The sequence below is a fragment of the Lentimicrobium sp. S6 genome (assembly GCF_013166635.1).
Taxonomy (GTDB): Bacteria; Bacteroidota; Bacteroidia; order Bacteroidales; family UBA12170; genus UBA12170.
In genome coordinates this window covers 1-19,336 of the sequence record NZ_JABKBZ010000060.1, presented here as the reverse complement: position 1 = coordinate 19,336, position 19,336 = coordinate 1, and the positions used below count along the sequence as shown (strand labels likewise).

The 19,336-nt window shown below is 33.6% G+C and carries 17 protein-coding genes; 10 read left to right on the top strand and 7 right to left on the bottom strand.

The window, feature by feature from the left end; genetic code table 11:
• Positions 1–3 precede the first annotated feature (3 nt).
• The 6 genes from HNS40_RS16785 to HNS40_RS16760 all read right to left on the bottom strand — a co-directional run bounded on the left by HNS40_RS16785 (position 4) and on the right by HNS40_RS16760 (position 8,199).
• Entirely contained in the window at positions 4–1,188 is a 1,185-nt protein-coding gene (locus HNS40_RS16785; protein ID WP_172282974.1) for a glycosyltransferase family 2 protein, read from the bottom strand.
• Positions 1,188–1,973 carry a class I SAM-dependent methyltransferase gene (locus HNS40_RS16780; protein WP_172282972.1) on the bottom strand — a complete coding sequence of 262 codons (786 nt, stop codon included), beginning with the start codon at positions 1,971–1,973 and terminating at the stop codon, positions 1,188–1,190. Before HNS40_RS16780 ends, HNS40_RS16785 begins: the two co-directional genes overlap by 1 nt.
• The gene (locus tag HNS40_RS16775; protein WP_172282969.1) at positions 1,966–4,299 is read right to left on the bottom strand and encodes a hypothetical protein; all 2,334 of its coding nucleotides are present in this window, start codon (positions 4,297–4,299) and stop codon (positions 1,966–1,968) included. Before HNS40_RS16775 ends, HNS40_RS16780 begins: the two co-directional genes overlap by 8 nt.
• 554 nt (positions 4,300–4,853) lie before the next feature.
• Entirely contained in the window at positions 4,854–6,272 is a 1,419-nt protein-coding gene (locus tag HNS40_RS16770) for a sugar transferase (protein WP_172282967.1), read from the bottom strand.
• A 3-nt stretch (positions 6,273–6,275) separates the two neighbouring features.
• Complete coding sequence (locus HNS40_RS16765; RefSeq protein ID WP_172282965.1) at positions 6,276–7,163, bottom strand: hypothetical protein; 888 nt, start codon at positions 7,161–7,163, stop codon at positions 6,276–6,278.
• 58 nt (positions 7,164–7,221) lie between these two features.
• On the bottom strand, positions 7,222–8,199 hold the full coding sequence (locus HNS40_RS16760) for a Gfo/Idh/MocA family protein (protein WP_172282963.1): 978 nt from the start codon (positions 8,197–8,199) through the stop codon (positions 7,222–7,224).
• Positions 8,200–8,272: 73 nt separating this feature from the next.
• Between HNS40_RS16760 and HNS40_RS16755 the strand changes: the two genes are divergently transcribed.
• Complete coding sequence (locus HNS40_RS16755; protein WP_172282961.1) at positions 8,273–8,929, top strand: protein-L-isoaspartate(D-aspartate) O-methyltransferase; 657 nt, start codon at positions 8,273–8,275, stop codon at positions 8,927–8,929.
• 349 nt (positions 8,930–9,278) lie between these two features.
• Here the strand turns inward: HNS40_RS16755 and HNS40_RS16750 are convergent, their stop codons facing one another.
• Positions 9,279–9,671: a hypothetical protein gene (locus HNS40_RS16750; RefSeq protein ID WP_172282959.1), complete on the bottom strand. Its 393-nt coding sequence runs from the start codon at positions 9,669–9,671 to the stop codon at positions 9,279–9,281.
• 777 nt (positions 9,672–10,448) lie between these two features.
• On the opposite strand from HNS40_RS16750, the gene HNS40_RS16745 reads away from it, so the two are divergent.
• The 9 genes from HNS40_RS16745 to HNS40_RS16705 all read left to right on the top strand — a co-directional run bounded on the left by HNS40_RS16745 (position 10,449) and on the right by HNS40_RS16705 (position 18,962).
• Positions 10,449–12,338 (top strand): methylmalonyl-CoA mutase family protein, encoded by a 1,890-nt coding sequence (locus tag HNS40_RS16745; protein ID WP_172282957.1) that lies wholly within the window; start codon positions 10,449–10,451, stop codon positions 12,336–12,338.
• Positions 12,339–12,354: 16 nt separating this feature from the next.
• Entirely contained in the window at positions 12,355–14,508 is a 2,154-nt protein-coding gene (gene scpA / locus HNS40_RS16740; RefSeq protein WP_172282955.1) for a methylmalonyl-CoA mutase, read from the top strand.
• 185 nt (positions 14,509–14,693) lie between these two features.
• The gene (locus HNS40_RS16735) at positions 14,694–15,068 is read left to right on the top strand and encodes a hypothetical protein (protein ID WP_172282952.1); all 375 of its coding nucleotides are present in this window, start codon (positions 14,694–14,696) and stop codon (positions 15,066–15,068) included.
• Between the two features lie 18 nt (positions 15,069–15,086).
• Positions 15,087–15,512: a hypothetical protein gene (locus HNS40_RS16730; protein ID WP_172282950.1), complete on the top strand. Its 426-nt coding sequence runs from the start codon at positions 15,087–15,089 to the stop codon at positions 15,510–15,512.
• A 21-nt stretch (positions 15,513–15,533) separates the two neighbouring features.
• Entirely contained in the window at positions 15,534–15,677 is a 144-nt protein-coding gene (locus HNS40_RS16725; RefSeq protein ID WP_172282948.1) for a hypothetical protein, read from the top strand.
• A gap of 182 nt (positions 15,678–15,859) precedes the next feature.
• Positions 15,860–16,195, top strand: a complete 336-nt coding sequence (locus HNS40_RS16720) for a hypothetical protein (protein ID WP_172282946.1) — start codon at positions 15,860–15,862, stop codon at positions 16,193–16,195.
• Positions 16,196–16,210: 15 nt separating this feature from the next.
• Positions 16,211–16,564, top strand: a complete 354-nt coding sequence (locus HNS40_RS16715; RefSeq protein ID WP_172282944.1) for a hypothetical protein — start codon at positions 16,211–16,213, stop codon at positions 16,562–16,564.
• A 261-nt stretch (positions 16,565–16,825) separates the two neighbouring features.
• A complete protein-coding gene (locus HNS40_RS16710) occupies positions 16,826–17,347 on the top strand; it encodes a nucleotidyl transferase AbiEii/AbiGii toxin family protein (protein ID WP_172282942.1) in 522 nt (173 codons plus the stop codon).
• Positions 17,348–17,915: 568 nt separating this feature from the next.
• Positions 17,916–18,962, top strand: a complete 1,047-nt coding sequence (locus tag HNS40_RS16705) for a virulence RhuM family protein (RefSeq protein WP_172282939.1) — start codon at positions 17,916–17,918, stop codon at positions 18,960–18,962.
• Positions 18,963–19,336 lie beyond the last annotated feature (374 nt).

Genomic DNA, 19,336 nt, shown 5'->3' with positions numbered 1-19,336 from the left:
TACTCATTCAACAAATACTTTCTCTATGGGTTTAATATCCAGAATCCTCAAGAAAAAGCTTGCAAATATGCTTTGAATCCCTAAAGAAATAAAAGTTAGAGAAGGAATAAGAATTCTGAAACTACTACTCACATCAGTAATATGACCAAAGTCTGACATCATCCAACCATAAAACAGATGCATCAACATTCCTAATCCTAATAAAAAGAAGATAATACCAAATATGATTCCCTTTTCCAGACTAAAATAATTGGCAAACCTGATGTGCTTGTTTTTTGCAGGATATAAACCTTGATTTATGGAAAAAACCCTTATAAATATGGCAAAGAGGAATAATTGAAAGGAAAGAACAGTGCTAGTTCCGGCGACAGTTAAAGTATGAATATCTAGTCCTAAATCTTTTAAATACAAAGTCCCAGGGAGGAGAATAAATATGGCTGATAGTGACAACCCAAATAAAATCAAGGATGGGAAGAAGAACAGCCACTTGGGGCTATACATCAATAGAAATACTAAATGACGCCAACCGTCTCGCCAGGTTCGAAGATGTGGCTTCCTAGTTCTTCCATCAGGATAAAGAATAATGGGTACTTCTTTAATTTTCAACTTCATGATACTGGCTTTTACTACCATTTCCGAAGCAAATTCCATGCCTTGAGAAACTAAAGAAAGCGATAAAATCTTTTCCTTGTTGAATCCTCTCAATCCACAATGAAAATCCTTAATCGGTGATCTGAAAAACAATCGACCAACAAAACTCAATACAGGATTGCCTAAATATTTGTGCAATGGAGGCATAGCTCCTTTTTTGACCCCACCCTTAAACCTATTTCCCATCACCAAATCATAACCCTCTCGTAAGTATTTTACAAAATCATCTAAAGAAGAAAAATCGTAACTGTCATCTGCATCTCCCATAATGATATATTTCCCATTTGCATCAAGTATGCCTGAAATGAGGGCATTTCCATATCCTTTTTGATTTACATGAATCACTCTTGCTCCTTCTTGTTTGGCAATGGAGACTGACTGATCTGTACTACCATTATCGGCTATAACTACTTCGCCTACGATTCGATTCTTAGCAAGAAAACCCATCGCTTTTCGGATACAAATAGCCAATGTTTCTGCTTCATTCAAACATGGCATTAAAATACTAAGTTCAATATTTTCTTTATTTTGCATCATCACTGTTTTTTTTCAAAAATACTTATGATATCCTGGTAATGTTTCACATCAAACTCATTATTCTCACCCCAACTATCGAACTGACTAATCATTTTTAATTGGTGATGAGCCATCATACTTTTAAACAATTCCTGAGTCAAGTTGCTCCTCCAACCGCCGCTAATACCGCCATTTCCAGCATGATGAATAATTGCCTTTCCACCTGGCTTCAATACTCTTTTAAATTCATCTATGTAATTATTCACATCATCTGGTGCAATGTGTACAAACACATCAAAAGACCATATATAATCAATGGAACCCTCTTTTAAAAAAGACAAAGAACAACCATCTGTTAAATGATAATTAATATGATTATTTGATTTGAATCTTTGCTGACAGACTTCTAAGCATCTATTGGATATATCTGTTAAATGGAGTATTCTAGATATTTTTATCAAGGATTCGGTCCATTTACCTCCTCCGGGGCCAATTTCTAAAATCGTTTTATTTTCATCGAAATGTTTTTGCATAATATCTTTGATAATAGAATTCTTCCAATTTACTGTATAGGTCCATTCTTCCCCGTGATATTTCTTCCAATTCCAATTTTCCCAAATAATTGAATTTATTTCTTTGCTATTCATCCCTGGGAGTTGGTTCTTAATTTCAATGCCTTTGATTCTTTTATCTAAATATTTTATTCTTAGGTTTTTATTGATTTTGCGTAATAAAACATAGGGAACCACATGGGCTGTCCACCAAAAACCATTGATGGTAATCATTTTACGTACAACATTAATCATCGTCTTTTTTTTTAGTTCTTAGGATGGAGGTAACTTTAAGCATGTTTACTAAAGTATACAAATATAAAATTTCGAAAGTCAAAAGGAAGGGATACGAAATGGATAAATATTGCATATTTACAGCATCCCATTGTGAAACAGAAATAAAAGCTATAAGGAATACTCTTGTTGCTGCAATAGCAAATAATAGGCTTCCAATCCACCATAATCCTACTAGTTTATCTTTAAAACCATTCTTTATAATTCTAACACTAAGGGCTAAAAAAGATAATATAGATAATAACCAAAGTAGCGGATGAAAGACAGCATAAATCCACTGAATTGCTTTTAACAGAAAGATTTTAACTATGGATGCGGGCGTATAATTGTTGATGTTTCCAGTTAAATGAGCAGCGGGAGTATTCGTCATGTTTTGAAATAAAGAAATCGATTCTAAATTACCAAAATTTGCAAGTGGCTTGGGATGATAGTTTTCAAAAAACGCAATATGTTTTATAATATCTATGATTTTGTTCATTGTAGGTTGAGCATAACGAGAATCCCAAGTAAAACTAAACATAGAAAAATTCGTGTTTTTTTGAAGATCACCATTCTCAAATGCGGTGTTTAATTCCCCCGCCATGCGATAATAAAACTGTTGTGATTGAGGCAAATTGTCATGGTATCCTGCTTCTTCTGCTGCATATCTGATGGACCATATGGAGAAAGCTCCAACAATTTCTTTTCCACCAGATGGATACCCCTTTAAGAAGCCATTCTCCTCACTTTCCATGAAGGGTTCTAATTCAGCAAAAGCTGAACTTACACGATATGCTTTCATTCGTGATTCCGTTGTATAGGGGACATCTATAAGCCATTTATCTGATTCAACTTGAGTTAGGGCTGCATATGCTTTGGTAAAAGCCTCGGTTTTTATTTCATTTCTAATAAAAGCACCATAAGAGAAGTAGTTTATAGTAGCTATAGTCAGGTTTCCGCCGATCAGAATTAAATACGGTAATACGATGATAAATACTCCTTTCACAAACACCTTTTTACTGGTCTTATATTCTGAACCATAGACTACCTTTTGCTTTTTCAAAAACACCAAAAGGCTCAACAAACTCATCCATGCTAAAAAGGGTAAAAACATAAATCCTTCTTCTCTGGTGTTTTGCTGCAAAAACAATGAAATACCAGCCACTAAAACCCAGCCTAAATAAGACCTAGGGTTTTGTTGACGTCTTAAATAAACAGCAATGAAAGATGCCACAACTATAATGGATATAGATAGAAAAAAGTAATCTCTTAGAACTCGTGTGGTAAACCAATCTGAAGAAACAGGATTAAACAACAATACACTAAAAAATAGGATTCTCCAGTAATTACCCTTAATAATGGGATAAAATGCTCTAAGCATTAAATAGCAAGACAAACCAAATAATAAGTGTTGCGATAAAAACAGGGAGATTCCAAAAAAACTATTTAACGCTATGAATGCTGGATAAACCATTCCTTTTGCCAAAGTCAGATTATTATAAGCACCCAACCAATTCCCGGCACTAAGTGAATAGGCCAGCTTGACAAATAATCCATCATCATGACCAAAAGCCGAATAGCATGTCATCTGTTGTGCAGAAACCAAAATTAATTTTATTCCTAAAATTGCGAGAAGGGTAATACTATAGTTTGAGAGACAGATATGTAATAATCCATGATATTTATTTTGATACCATTGTCTTAGTTTAGTGAGTAAAACGAGTATTTGCTTGCTAAATAAAATAATCATCAGGAATAGAAAACCTGTAACAAACAGGATAAATATTTGTAAGTGACTGGTATTTTGCGTAGCATACAAATCGAAATTTTCATTCAACTTTTGTTTATAAATCAATTGAATATCTCGTGATTGATTTTGAACGAGTTGAATAGATGAATCAGAAGAATTCAATACGCGTAAATTGATCAAATCAAAATGCGACAATATTTGAGTTCCTTTAAAACTTAATATTTGATTATTACTTTTAATATTAATGGCATGTATCTGAATAGTATCAATTTTATTGCCAGGGTCTATCCTGAGCCTTGTAACATTGCCCGATGGAAGCATTGTAGTAAGGTGAACAAAACCACCATTTGGGCTATATGCTTCTTTAACTGATAAAGTTTCGTCGAAATATCGGCCTTCTGAGTAAAACAATTGAAAATGATCATCAATTAAAGCATTAGCTTGGAACTCAATATCAATAATTATAGGATGATAAGTAATATTATAAGTCTTCCAGAACAAAAAAACACTAATACCCCCAATAAAAGAAATAAGAATTATCTTTTGATTAATTTTCATCCATGATAGCTTTAAAAAATAAATGGATACATTGTTTACATTGATTTGATAGGGTAAATATAGTAAATAATATGAACCACTAGGGAACTCCTAATTATCCGACTGGTAAGCGATTTTTATTACGCTTTCAATTATTTTGCCCCAAAATAGTCCAGCTTAATTTATAATAAAGGTTATCATCAGGGAATTTTTTCCAATCTATATACTTTCGTTGTTGAGTTCTTTTATAAAATCTCCCTTTTCACTATTGTTTTAAACAAAACAAGGTCTGCCCAAATATCCGCAACTCAATAAGAATTCAATTGCTGGTGTGGTAGGATACATTATTATACAGCAAAATAAAGAAGCTACTAATTGAAATCAAAAAACGGTATAAACCGATACGAAGGTAGGCTGTTTTCTGAGAGATTCCTGAAATTAATATATCATATCTTAATGAATAAGTCTACCAAAACTCTCACATTTTTCATTAATGCTAGGGATAATGCATGTATGTATTTCTTGATTAAGTGTGTTTTTCAAAATAAGAGTCTTGGAGGGTCAATATTTAAATCCTACTTGCCTCTACCCTGAACCACAATTAATACAGTCCAAATAAGAATTTTCATATCCATGGCCAAACTCATATTTTCCAGATATAGAACGTCATACTTCAAGCGCTCAATCATCTCGTCTACATTTTCAGCATAACCATATTTAACTTGTCCCCAGCTTGTAATACCAGGCTTAATTTTATGAAGAAGTCTATAATGCGGAGCTCTTTCAGATATTTTATCGATAAAAAACTGTCGCTCAGGTCTTGGGCCAACAATGGACATATCACCTTTAATCACAGAAAAGAACTGAGGAATCTCATCTAAACGAACCTTACGAATAAAACGTCCTTGAGGAGTGATACGAGGATCCGATTTACTTGAAAGCTGAGGAGTTCCTCTTTTCTCTGCATCGCTATACATAGATCTGAATTTATGCATTTTGAAAGGCTCACCATGCAAACCAACTCTTTCTTGAGAATAGATGATAGGCCCTTTACTTCCTAATTTAACTGCTATGGCTGTTCCTAAATATGCAGGAATCAAAAGAATCATAGCAATGATGCTCACTACTATATCGAATACTCTTTTCAATGTAATTTGCCAAGCTGGCATTAAATCTGGAGATATCTCAACCAAAGGAGTCTGGAAAATCCCACTTGTTTTAATATTTCCGAAAATATAATCTTGAAATAGTGGAATGATTTTAATCACAACATCGTGCATTTCCAATTCAGTAATGATAGAAGTAATCAAATCCGTTTCTGAACGCTCAATAGCAATAATAACCTCCTCAACATGATAATCAGTTAGTATTTGTGAAATATCTTGTACCGTACCTAAATGAGGAAGTATAGAGCTCATTTTGAATTTCTTATACTCTTTCGCATTCACGAAGCCGATAAAGAAGTTACCAGAAGAATATTCTTGATTGATTAAATCATTATAAACTTTTACAGCATTTCCATTGCTACCAACTATTAAAGTATTAAAACCAATTGCTCCTTTATGAATACGATGAATAGTTCTGGATGTGATTAATAAACGACCAGTATAGGTAATAATAAAATGAGTTAGAAAAAGTACTAAAATGAGATCGTAATAGTTTTTATAAGAAATGATCTGATCATCAAGAATAAGTGTAAAGAAAATAACTGCTACACCAATAATTGAGGAGGTTATGGTTTGGCTGAGTTCTTTTAATCTTGACTTTCTGTAGACCTTTCTATAAGTTCCAGTTGAAACATATAGGATATTCCAAAATATAGGTATGATAATCAATCCCACCCAAAAGTTCACATCTTCGTAAACGAAATTTAAATGTTCAAAAATATTGGGTTCTATGAGTAGCTTACGATAAATAAAAAAAAGACTCCAAGCTACACTTGCAGCCAATAAATCCCAAAGAATATACTTAAGTTTTTGTAAAGATTTATTCATCTGCTAGTTTTCTATATCTCTATATATGAGTTTAAAATTATCTATTAGAACCACTGATTCTTCAAGATTGGCATTATGATTGGCACTTAAAAGAAATTTATATTGAAAAGCATCAGTATCGTAACTAATAGTGCTTGTTAGATTAATATATATTTTCTTCCATTCATCGGTTGTACTCAAATAAATCAAATCTTGTGATTCACCAATTCCATTTCTATAAGACATCACACTAAGCACAATGGTTGTATTACATTTAAAATCGAGTTCAATAAAAACTGGAACCCCTTGTTTAGGTAATTCTTCGAATAATTGCTTGGTGATAATCTGAAAATAACTATTTTCTGCATTTAAAAAGCCTCCTCCACTATGCACGCCTTCAAAAACATAATCTAAAGGATCAGAGGAAGAATGTGTTGTCCTAAAAGTAGCCTTATTATTTGTAGTAGTTTCAAATTTTAAATTTGAATTTTCAAAATCTTCAATCATCTCAAACTTACTATTGCTCCTATATCTAACATCGATATTCAAGTTTTTAACACTATCTTTTATCAAGTTTAAATCTACCTCTACAGGCTCCATCAGAGGATAAGGAACTCGAGTTCCCACTACGCCATTTAATTTAATTCCAGGTGCTATTTTCACCAAATGCTCTCCTTCTGCCAATAATGGAATACGAGATGGTAAAGGATAGGCTCCTCTATCATCCCCATCTAGATACACCCAAGCATCGGTAATATAACTTGAGGACGATCCTTGCGAACTCGATGTTAAGACATTAATTTCATCAATATTAATATAGGAAGGAATGTAAGTTTCATCCATTTTCTTCACGCAGGAGGCTAAAAGAAGGACAGAAACCAAAAACAAAAGTTTAGGGTAGATTTTTATCATGAAAATGCTTTAAACAAAATGAACTCAATTTGCTAACGTCTAGAATTTGATTTTAGTATTATGATTTAATTTTTTCTACTATTTGATGAGCTACCATTAAGGCCTGATAACCATCATTTAAAGTTACTGCTGTTTGTGTATCATTAATAATTGATTTAGCAAAACTAATCAGTTCTTCAACAATCGCATTAGATTCTTCAACAATAGGCTTCTCAAAATGAATTTCTTTGCTTATTTTGCCTTCACCAAGTTCTAAAATCATAGCCAAAGGATCTACATCATTCTCATCCACATCCGACATACTAACTATCTCTGATTCTTTTGTCAAGAAATCCACAGATATATAAGCATTCTTTTGGAAGAATCTGCTCTTTCTCATGTTCTTCATCGAGATACGAGAGGCAGTAAGGTTGGCTACACAACCGTTTTCAAATTCTAAACGAGCATTGGCAATATCTGGAGTATCGCTAACTACATTTACACCACTTGCACTTACATTAACCAGCTTTGACTTAACCGTACTTAAAATAATATCCAGATCGTGAATCATCAAGTCTAAAACCACTGGCACATCAGTACCACGAGGATTAAATTGAGCCAAACGGTGAGTTTCAATAAACATTGGAGAATCAAATTTATTTTGAACGGCAACAAAAGCAGGATTGAAACGCTCCACATGACCAACCTGAACCTTAACTCCAAATTCTCTCTCTAACTCCAATAATCTCTCTGCTTCCTCTGGAGAACTGGCCACTGGCTTTTCAATAAACACATGTTTTCCAGCTTTCAAAGCCATTTCAGCACATTCAAAATGATTCATAGTCGGAGTAACGATATCAATAGCATCTGAAGCATTGATCAATTCTTTGATACTTGAGAATCGTTTCACTTCCAGCTCTGCTTCCACTTTCTTACCATTCTCTTCATTTGGATCAAAAAAACCAATGAGATTGAAATCCTCAACTTGACGTATACATTTCAAATGAATTTTACCAAGATGCCCTGCTCCAAGAAGGCCAATATTTAGTTTTGACATGTTTATTGTTTTTTGCAAAAGTAATTTTTTTTATGGACTAGTAATTCCTTATTTTCGCAAAAAAATTTAATAAATGTTAGAGGACAACTACAGACATAAAGGATTACGCAAAAAACTAGTCGGAATTGTACGAAATAAAGGAATTCATGATGAGGAAGTATTAGAAGCCATCAATAATATTCCACGCCATCAATTCTTGGATTCTAGCTTTTTAAATTTTGCATATCAGGATCAAGCCTTTCCTATTGGAAGTGGGCAAACTATATCTCAGCCCTATACTGTAGCTTTTCAATCACAATTATTAGAGATTAAAAAAGGGGACAAAGTACTAGAAGTAGGAACAGGCTCTGGCTACCAAGCTTGTGTTTTGGCTGAAATGGGAGCTAAAGTATTCACCATAGAACGCCAAAAAAAACTTTACGAGAAAACAAAAAAATTCCTCGCTCTATTAAAGTATAGAAATATTAAGACTTTTTATGGGGATGGTTATAAAGGACTTCCCACATTCGGCCCTTTTGATAAAGCGATTGTAACGGCGGGAGCCCCTTTTATTCCCAATGACCTTTTATTACAATTAAAAATTGGTGGTAAATTAGTTATCCCTGTAGATATTGAAGAGGGTATTCAAGAAATGACAAGTATCACAAGAGTTTCAGAGAGTGAGTTTGAAAAAAGTGAACATGGTAGATTTAGCTTTGTACCTATGCTTTTGAATAAAGCCCAAGATTAGCTTATTTATTTTACAAAATTTAATTGAGGTGTTCAATTTCTTACTTAGCTTAGCATTATCTAATTTAACATGCTATAAGCGTGATTTACTAAACTGTAGAACTATTTGTTTTGGAGCATGCTTTTTTCGCTCCCATTATATGACGATGCTGTTAGCTATAATGAATGTAGCGATAATGATAATATCGTCATTAACCGAAGCGTCGGCAATTGGCAAATGAAAAAGACTAAATATTATAATGTTAGGTATTTATTTTATAATTTTGGATAAGTACTTGTCTAAACACCTCAATAATTGAAATTAGAATAGCCCAATTTAATTTTCAACAGATTCTGTCAACTTGGGCCTACTATCCAACAACCCGAACCAACTCTTTTAAACCCGAATAGTTAATATAAAACTCTCCTCCTTTATAGAGCTTCGATTTTTCTTCTTCGGTTTTTGCATTAGCATTAAGAATTCCTAAGCTCACAAATTTAGTGATAGCATTGTGTTTTTTGGCATGCTCGTTAACTTGAGAAATTCGTGAAATGGAAGGCAGGTCACCTACATTAGGGTACACATCAGTTCTAATGACAATAAAATAAAGTTGATCTTCTTTTATGGCTAGAATTTGTGGATCCATATTGACTTCAGGCATTACAGATAATATTTCGAAACCTTCTTTTACCAATTTACCATAGGTATGACGTAATCCAAATTCTACGATTTCCTCTGGGCTTAACTCTTGCTTTTTACTCATGCTGCAAAAATAGGATTTTATGGCGATTGATGTAATATAATATAGAGTTGATTTTTGGGAGGAATAGAAATACAAGAACTCCATAAGGATTGAGTTATTTCACAAATGATATCAAAAAAAAAACAATAAATAATCAATACTGTCCAATACAAGTTTTTATAGTGAAAAAGATTCTTCATTTCATCACATTACGTTGCCAATGACAGCGTATTAGAATATGATAGGAAGGAAGAAAGGGTTTGCTTTTTTCAATGCCAAAAGCAAACCCCTTCTTCCTATTCTTTGCCTAAACACTCGTTCATTACGATGGGTAGCGAGGAATCTTTAATAATTATTCGGACGCTATTGATAATTAATCTATAATTCGAACATCATATTATATATACCGCACATACTATTCTTACCCAAAAAACACAATAGTAATTTTATGCCAAAAAAACTTTCTAAAATTTTTGGATAAGTCCATTAACAAAAGTCTCCCCTTCCTTATTTAGAATGTAGGCCTAATATTTTCTAAAAATCAAAAGCTCAGTTTACAAAAATACTAATTCGAGTGTAGCCTCAAATACATTGATTACATGAAACTTGAATTGCTTTACACTCCACTTAGACATTAAATTGGATTTATTAAAAACCAACTAATAATTAGACTCATTATATATTGTTATCCTTTTAACGAAAACCTGATTTGGACGCTATAAAAGTTTTAAATTTGCATATTGAAAAATATAGTAAAATACATTCAAGAAATACCATTTGAATTTTAAATATTAAATTATGAGTCAGGATAAAACAAATCAAAACCTGTTTGAGGATTTCGCCCCAGTTTCGACTGAACAGTGGGAAGAGAAAATCAAAACAGATTTGAAAGGTGCCGATTATCTTAGAAGATTATTTTGGAATAGTCCCGAAGGTATTCAGGTTAAACCTTTTTATCGCAGCGAAGATCTTGAAAACATCACTTATCTGGATAATAAGCCAGACCAATTCCCTTATGTTAGAGGAACCAAAAAACATAATAACGATTGGTTAGTAAGACAAGATATTTTTGTTGACGACGTTGAAAAAGCGAATAAAAAAGCTTTAGATATTTTAATGAAAGGAGTTAATTCATTATGCTTTATCTTTAGTGACAAATATATTGCAAAGGTTTCTGATATTGAGAAACTAATGGAGAACATCCAAGCCGATAGCGTAGAAGTTAACTTCAAAATTGGAACTGGTGCTCACAAAGTAATTGCAGTTTACGAAGAGTTAGTGAAGAAATATAATAGAGCACCTGAGGATATTGAAGGTTCTGTGGATTTCGATCCTTTCTTCAACTTAACCTTCAAAGGCCATTACTGCCAATCAGAAGAATATGCTTTCAAACATGCTGCTCAGCTCATTCAAGCAGCAGAATTCCTTCCTAAATTCAAAACACTAAGTGTAAATGGATTGAATTTGAGAAATGCTGGAGCTAATGTGGTTCAGGAATTAGCTTATAGTTTAAGCATGGGCGCTGAATACATCACTCGCTTAACTGACGAAGGCCTATCTGTTGATGATATTGCTCCTCGCATTAAATTCCATTTTGGTGTTGGTTCTAATTATTTCATGGAAATAGCTAAACTTAGAGCTGCAAGAGCTTTATGGGCTAATATTGTGAATGCATATGGTCCTGAGAATGCCGAGAAAACTAAAATGCATATCCACTCTTCTAATATCAGTTTGAATAAAACGGTATATGATGCCCATGTGAATATGCTAAGAACAACTACAGAATCTTTTTCTGCTTTATTAGGTGGTACTGATTCTTTCACTGTTCTTCCATATAATGCCAATTTCGAATGGCCAACTGAATTCTCTGAAAGAATAGCTCGTAATCAGCAATTATTATTGAAAGAAGAAAGCTTTATCGACAAAGTGGCTGACCCAGCTGCCGGTTCTTATTATATTGAGTCATTAACCAATGAATTGATAGAAAAAACTTGGGAATTATTCCTTAAAGTGGATGAACTAGGTGGATATACTGAAGCCATCAAACAAGGCTTTATTCAAGATGACATTGAAAAATCTGCTGAAGAAAGAAAAGACTTTGCTGCTAAGCGTAAAGAGATTTATTTAGGTACCAACCAGTATCCTAACTTCACTGAGCATTTTGACCATGTGATAAATCCTGATAGCTTAAAGCCATTCGATTTAACATCGAAAAATGCCACTGTTAAAACTTTGAAACAATTCCGTGTGACTCAAGACTTCGAAATGCTTCGTTTCACTACTGATATGTATTCAAAAGAAAACAAGCGTCCTTTGGCATTTATGTTGACTACAGGAAACCTAAACATGAGAAAAGCCAGAGCACAATTTGCTTGTAATTTCTTTGCTGTTGCTGGTTTTGAGGTTCAAGACAATAATGGTTTCGCTACTATCGAAGAAGGATTAAAAGCGGCTAAAGCTGCCAATGCTGAAATCGTGGTTCTTTGTAGCTCCGATGACGATTATGCTGAAGTAGGTATGGAATTTGCCAAAGCAACTAAAGACACAACTATTGGTGTTATTGCTGGATATCCTAAAAACCTAATCGAAGAATTTAAGGCTAATGGTTTAAGCAAATTGATTCATGTGAAATCCAATATTCTTGAGGAGCTTACCGCTTATCAAAAAGAATTGGGAATTATTGAATAATCAAAGGAGAAGAAAGATGAAACCAAATTTTAAGAATATACAGATTAAATCAAATCCTGCTTCCACTCAGACTACTGAGGAATGGGAAAAGCAGCATAAGATTGAAAACTATTGGGATACACCAGAGAAAATTTCGGTAAAACCGGTTTATTCTGCTGATGATTTAAAAGGCATGGAGCATTTAAATTATGCTGCCGGACTTCCTCCGTTTTTAAGAGGTCCTTATTCAGGCATGTATGCTATGCGTCCTTGGACTGTTCGTCAGTATGCCGGATTCTCTACTGCTGAAGAATCTAATGCTTTTTACCGCAGAAACTTAGCTGCTGGTCAGAAAGGTTTATCTATTGCCTTTGACTTGGCTACTCACAGAGGTTATGACTCCGATCACGAGCGTGTGACTGGTGATGTGGGAAAAGCAGGTGTGGCTGTAGATAGCATTTTAGACATGGAGATTTTATTCGACCAAATTCCTTTGGATAAAATGTCTGTTTCTATGACTATGAACGGTGCGGTACTTCCAGTATTGGCCTTTTATATAGTTGCAGGATTGGAGCAAGGGGTTAAACTCGAAGAACTCAGTGGAACTATTCAGAATGACATTTTGAAGGAGTTCATGGTGAGAAACACTTATATCTACCCTCCTCTACCTTCAATGAAGATTATTGCAGATATCTTTGAATATACTTCTAAGAAAATGCCTAAGTTCAATTCTATCTCTATCTCTGGTTACCACATGCAAGAAGCTGGTGCCACAGCAGATATCGAATTGGCTTATACATTAGCCGATGGTTTAGAATATTTGAAAGCAGGAATTAATGCAGGTATGGATATTGATGCCTTCGCTCCTCGCCTTTCTTTCTTCTGGGCAGTTGGTATGAATCACTTCATGGAAATTGCTAAGATGAGAGCAGCCAGAATGCTTTGGGCTAAGATTGTAAAACAATTCAATCCTAAGAATCCTAAGTCAATGGCTTTAAGAACTCACAGTCAAACTTCTGGTTGGAGTTTAACAGAACAAGATCCTTTCAATAACGTGGGAAGAACTTGTGTGGAGGCTTTAAGTGCGGCTTTAGGTCATACTCAATCTCTACATACCAATGCTTTAGATGAAGCTATTGCTTTACCTACCGACTTCTCTGCTCGTATTGCTCGTAATACACAGATTTACTTGCAAGAAGAAACTCAAATTTGTCGTTCTCTCGACCCATGGGCTGGTTCTTATTATGTAGAATCGATGACCAAGGAAATAGCCGACAAAGCTTGGGCTTTAATCGAAGAAGTTCAGGAGCTAGGCGGAATGGCTAAAGCTATTGAAACTGGTGTACCAAAAATGAGAATTGAGGAGGCTGCAGCACGTAAGCAAGCCCGTATCGATTCACATAAAGATACTATTGTTGGAGTGAATAAATATCGTTTAGAAAAAGAGGATCCATTAGATATCTTAGATATTGACAACTCTGCAGTAAGAGAGGCTCAAATTGCTCGTCTTAAGAAATTAAGAGACAATAGAAACGAAGAAGAAGTCCAAGCTTCACTTCAAGCCTTAGTAACATCAGCAAATACTGGTGAAGGTAATCTATTAGAGTTGGCAGTAGATGCAGCTCAGAAACGCGCCAGCTTAGGTGAGATTTCTGATGCATTAGAAACTAAATATGGCCGTTATAGCGCCGTTATTCGTTCTATATCTGGTGTTTATTCAGCAGAAGCTAAAAACGATAAGATGTTCCAAGAAGCAACAAGATTAGCAGAGAAATTTGCAACGCAAGAAGGTCGTCGTCCTCGTATTATGATTGCGAAGATGGGACAAGATGGACACGATAGAGGAGCCAAAGTAGTGGCTACAGGATATGCCGATATCGGATTCGATGTAGACATTGGACCACTATTCCAAACTCCAGCAGAAGCTGCTCGTCAGGCCGTTGAAAACGATGTACATATATTAGGTGTATCAAGTTTAGCAGCAGGACATAAGACTTTAGTTCCACAAGTCATTGCAGAATTAAAAGCATTAGGTCGCGAAGACATTATGGTTATTGTGGGTGGAGTAATTCCTCACCAAGACTATGATTTCCTTTACGAAGCAGGTGCAGCCGCAGTATTTGGCCCTGGAACAGTAATTTCACAATGTGGAATTCAGATGCTAAAAATCCTATTGGACGAAGAACAATAGTTGATTTTTCTTTTATGATATTTAAGCCTGCTCATTTTGAGTGGGCTTTTTTTTTGCTTAACCAACTGATTCTGACACCAAATAGTATTATTACGTTTTACTTAGCTATTTAAATCATTTTTCTTATTTTTGCGTTCGTATAAAAGTTGAGATCATTTAAAATTAAACATAAAATAACCTATCAAATGAAAAAATTATTGTTTTTAACGCTATTATTATCTCTTTTCTTTACCGGATGTAAAAAGGATGAAGCTGATGCCTTTGTCAATGTAACTGTAAAAGAATCATCTATTCCTCAAGCTGGAGTTACAGTTTGTATGTTTTCGGACCAAAAAGGGCCTAGTACAACATTTTTCACCTCGTTTTTTTCAGATAAAAAAGTAATAACAGAATCCAGTGGCATAGCAAAATTCAATTTAGAAGATACATTTGATTTAGATGTTATCGATTCTCAAACCACCTTCTATTTTGGTGTATTCGGAACTAACGACGTTGTTCTTGGCAGTTCGGCAGTTACTATCGAGAAAGGACAAACCAAATCTATTACTATTAATTTTTAATCTCAAATCATCAAAAAAATGAAAAAGAACGTATCCTTCCTCCTATTAACCTTTTTAGTGTTAACATTTCTTTCAAGTTGTAGCAAAGATTCTACTTCAACTTCCAATACAGCTACAACAACTACGACTACAACCATAAGCAATACCCAAGTAATTTTCACAGTAAAAGACCTAGAAGGTAATCTCAAATCGGGCTATACTATCATGATGTTTACAGAAGAAGTTGATCTAAATGAAGTATTACCAACTATAGAAATGCAGGTACTTAGTAACTCCGAAGGAATTGCAAAATTTGACCTGAATGATTATATTGTAAATCCCACGACCTTATATTTTGAGGCTTTTATAAAAGATGGTAATAACTATATCTTTAAAAGCATTACTCATCCAGTCTTAGAATTCAAAAAAGGATCACAGATCACGACTGGTATTTATGCTGAATAAGCATTAGGTCTTGAAGACATTATGGTAATTGTTGGAGGAGTAATCCCTCACCAAGATTATGATTTCCTTTACGAAGCAGGTGCAGCCGCAGTATTTGGCCCTGGAACAGTAATTTCACAATGTGGAATTCAAATGCTAAAAATCCTATTGGACGAAGAACAATAGTTGATTTTTGTTTTATGATATTAAAGCCTGCTCGTAAGAGTGGGCTTTTTTTTTGGTTGGTACTAAAAATAAAAATCTCATTAATACTATATTTAATAAATTTTGATAATTTATAATATCTGTTTTACATTCCTTTAAGGTAGAATAGCTGTATCTTTACCTTTTTTAAAACATTAGTAAAAATGGAAGAAATTACACCAAAAGAAAAAATCAAACCTATAGATCAAAAGGGAATTAGCAATGAATTAGTTTCTGAACTATTTAATCCAACATTTGATTTGTCAATAGACTATTCTGAAATTTATATTGATGATTTAATAGAAAATGAAACCTTAAAGGAAATTCCGATAATAAAATCAATTGTTGGAATAGTTAGAACTGGGATAGCAATCAATCAGTTTTGGTTTGCAAAAAAGCTATTGACATTTATTTCTAGCTTTAACGATGGTTCGATCAATCAGAAGAAACTAGAACGATTTAGAACAAAAGTACAAAGTGATGAAAAATTCACAAAATGAATTGCAGAGAAACTGATGATATATATCGATAGAAATGTTGAAATTGGGAAAACAATTATAATTTCAAATCTTTTTAAAGCTTATGTCAATGAGAAACTAAGTTACAGCCAGTTTATCCAAATTCTAACAACATTAGATGGATTAAACCCAAAGGCTTATGAAGGTTTCTTAGATCTTGAAAGATTTGGTCATGAAATTACTTCTAATAATCATACTAGTTGTGGTCCAAGAAATTTTGAATACGAAACATTGATCATAAGTGGAGGATTTGCAACAGAACCAGGAGATTGGTTTAGTGGTTTTAAATTAACTGATGATGGAGAAAAGCTTTATAAGTATGGAATTAAGCCTATAAAAAAAGATATATAGCACCCTAACACGCATTTGATTCTGTTGAGAATTTTAAATAAACAATTTAATACCCCACTAGCTCGAATTTGCACCTTAAATCCGATAAAGCTGCATAACCAGATTTAGTATTCAAATAAAATTAGAATCCAATGCGTAATTGTATTTATAGTACGCTGCTCTGCAGCTTAAAAAAACACAGTCATTACTTTCTATAAATAGATTGATGCGCTGCACCAAATTCCTAAAAATGAGCAATTATTATTTGTATTTATACAGCCATTGAAATCCAAATATGCTTTCTTTCGAGGTACGGAGTACGGGTCGTCGACCCTAATCACTGACAAACTCCTCCTCCATCATTTCAACTTTGTAGATATGGGATATGGTGTCAATAATAGTATGGGAAAGTCTTATTTCGTAGGAGATAATGAACAGAATACTATTAAAATTGACTTATTTCATACTGATACTTTTGTTTTTCCTATGCTAAAATCTAAAAGGATTAGAATAGCTCAATTACAAGAAGTTGCCGCCATGAAGCTAGAGGTTATTGGTCATAGTGGTCGTAAAAAAGATTTCTGGGATTTACATGAATTGATGGAACATTTTACTTGGCAGGACATGATTGGATTTTATACATTAAGATCTCCCTATAGTTATACACCAATGGAAATTATTAAAAAGCTTATAGATTTTAGCCAAGTCGATATAGATCTAGATCCCATTTGTTTAAAAAATAAATATTGGGAACTAATTAAACTGGATATTGAAGAATCTCTCCATGAACAAAACTTGTTATAAAAAATTCAAATCTAAATAAACAGTAAAACCCCTTGCTTGGATTTGTAATCCCACAGTGTCGGATTGAAAATCCGACCTAATACAGTACTTCTATTTAGTGCTTGCAAGAAAACTATACATTATCCATGAGTCAATCATAAGAAAGCTTCGAGAACAAGCCTGCCTGATGGCTAGGCAGGGCTTGCATTTTGTAAAAATATAGGAGTTGACTTTTGTCAATAACTATTTTCAGTAAAAGCATAAGGCAGTTATCGGATTTTTCTTGCAGAGACTACTTAGACAAATCAATAGCATAAGAATTAGAGGAAGCCATCTTATAAATCTGGTCTAGGTTTATAGTTTCGTTCTTCACAAAAGGAATTTAATTTTGTTAGATGAGTTGAATGGTAAAATGAGTGGAGATGGAGTCTGTTTTCATATAGTTAAAGAATTACATTAAATCTAAATTCATAATTTCAAAAATTATTTACATCATAAAATCCCCTCAATACAGAGATATTTAATCTTATCTTCGTATCATTTAAATAGAAGAAAAGTTTTATAGGCAAATGGACTAGGAATAAAGAAAATGAATGATAGAAAACAACATACTAATGATTTACAAAAGTTCCCTAATTTTGTCATATTCCAGACATCAGATGGGAAAGTAAACATTGATGTTTACTTTAAAGATGAAACACTCTGGCTTACTCAAAAACTAATTTCTGTGCTTTTTGAAAAAGACAGAAGTGTCGTTAGTAAGCATTTGAAAAATATTTTTGAATCTGGAGAATTGAATGAGAAAGTGGTATGTGCAAATTTTGCACTAACCACTCAACATGGTGCCATAGAAGGTAAGACACAAAAAAAAGAAGTAAAATATTATAATCTGAGAGCTATTGTTTCAGTAGGTTATCGAGTAAATTCACATCGGGCTATTGAGTTCCGAAAGTGGGCAACTGGTATTTTGCATGAGTATATCATCAAAGGCTTTGCAATGGATGATGAACGCCTAAAGCAAATCAAACACTTTGGTCAAGACTATTTCGATGAAATGCTGGAACGTGTTCGTGAAATCCGACTGAGTGAACGCCGTTTATACCAGAAAATAACAGACATATTTGCACTATCTGCCGATTATGATTCTAAGGATGAAATTACCAAACACTTTTTTGCGTCGGTTCAAAATAAATTGCATTGGGCCATAACAGGAAAAACCGCTGCTGAAATCATTTACACACAAGCCGACGCTCTGAAAATACACATGGGTTTGAAAACATGGAAACAAGCCCCCGAAGGGAAAATTTTAAAAAATGATGTTTCAATAGCCAAAAACTATTTGAATAAGGAACATATAAAATCTTTGGAACGTATCGTCAGTGCTTATCTTGACTTAGCTGAAACAAGAGCTACAAATCGCCAAGTGATGAATATGAAAGATTGGGAATTATTTTTGATGAAATTCCTTGAATTATCTGATTATCCAATCTTAAGAGATACAGGTAAGATATCGATGTTAGAAGCAAAACTAAAAGCTGAAAATGAATATGAGAAATTTAGAATAGTGCAAGATAAATTATTCGAATCTGATTTTGATAGGTTCTTAAAATTGCTTGATGATAAACACAGATTATAAGTATTTTATTCAAAACCTGAGTTCGGTTTTTAACTATCTGAAATTCAGTTGTTAATCGTAATATTTTTGACCATAAAATTAGGAGATTTCATGAGTATTTATTATCTTTGTGACTGACAATCAAACAATTAACAATAAAACCCATGAATATCTCCAGCAACAAAATTACCGAAATATTTTATTTAGCAGATGATTTTTGTTTTGAATTTTTCAAAACTATGGATTCTCACACCTTAGGAAATAAACCAAAAAGGAAGCCCATTTTATCAACTAGTGAGGTGATAACCATTATGGTTCTGTTTCATTTTGGCCAATTTAGAAACATGAAACATTTTTATCTTTTTTATGTCAAAAAACATATGCAATCTTACTTT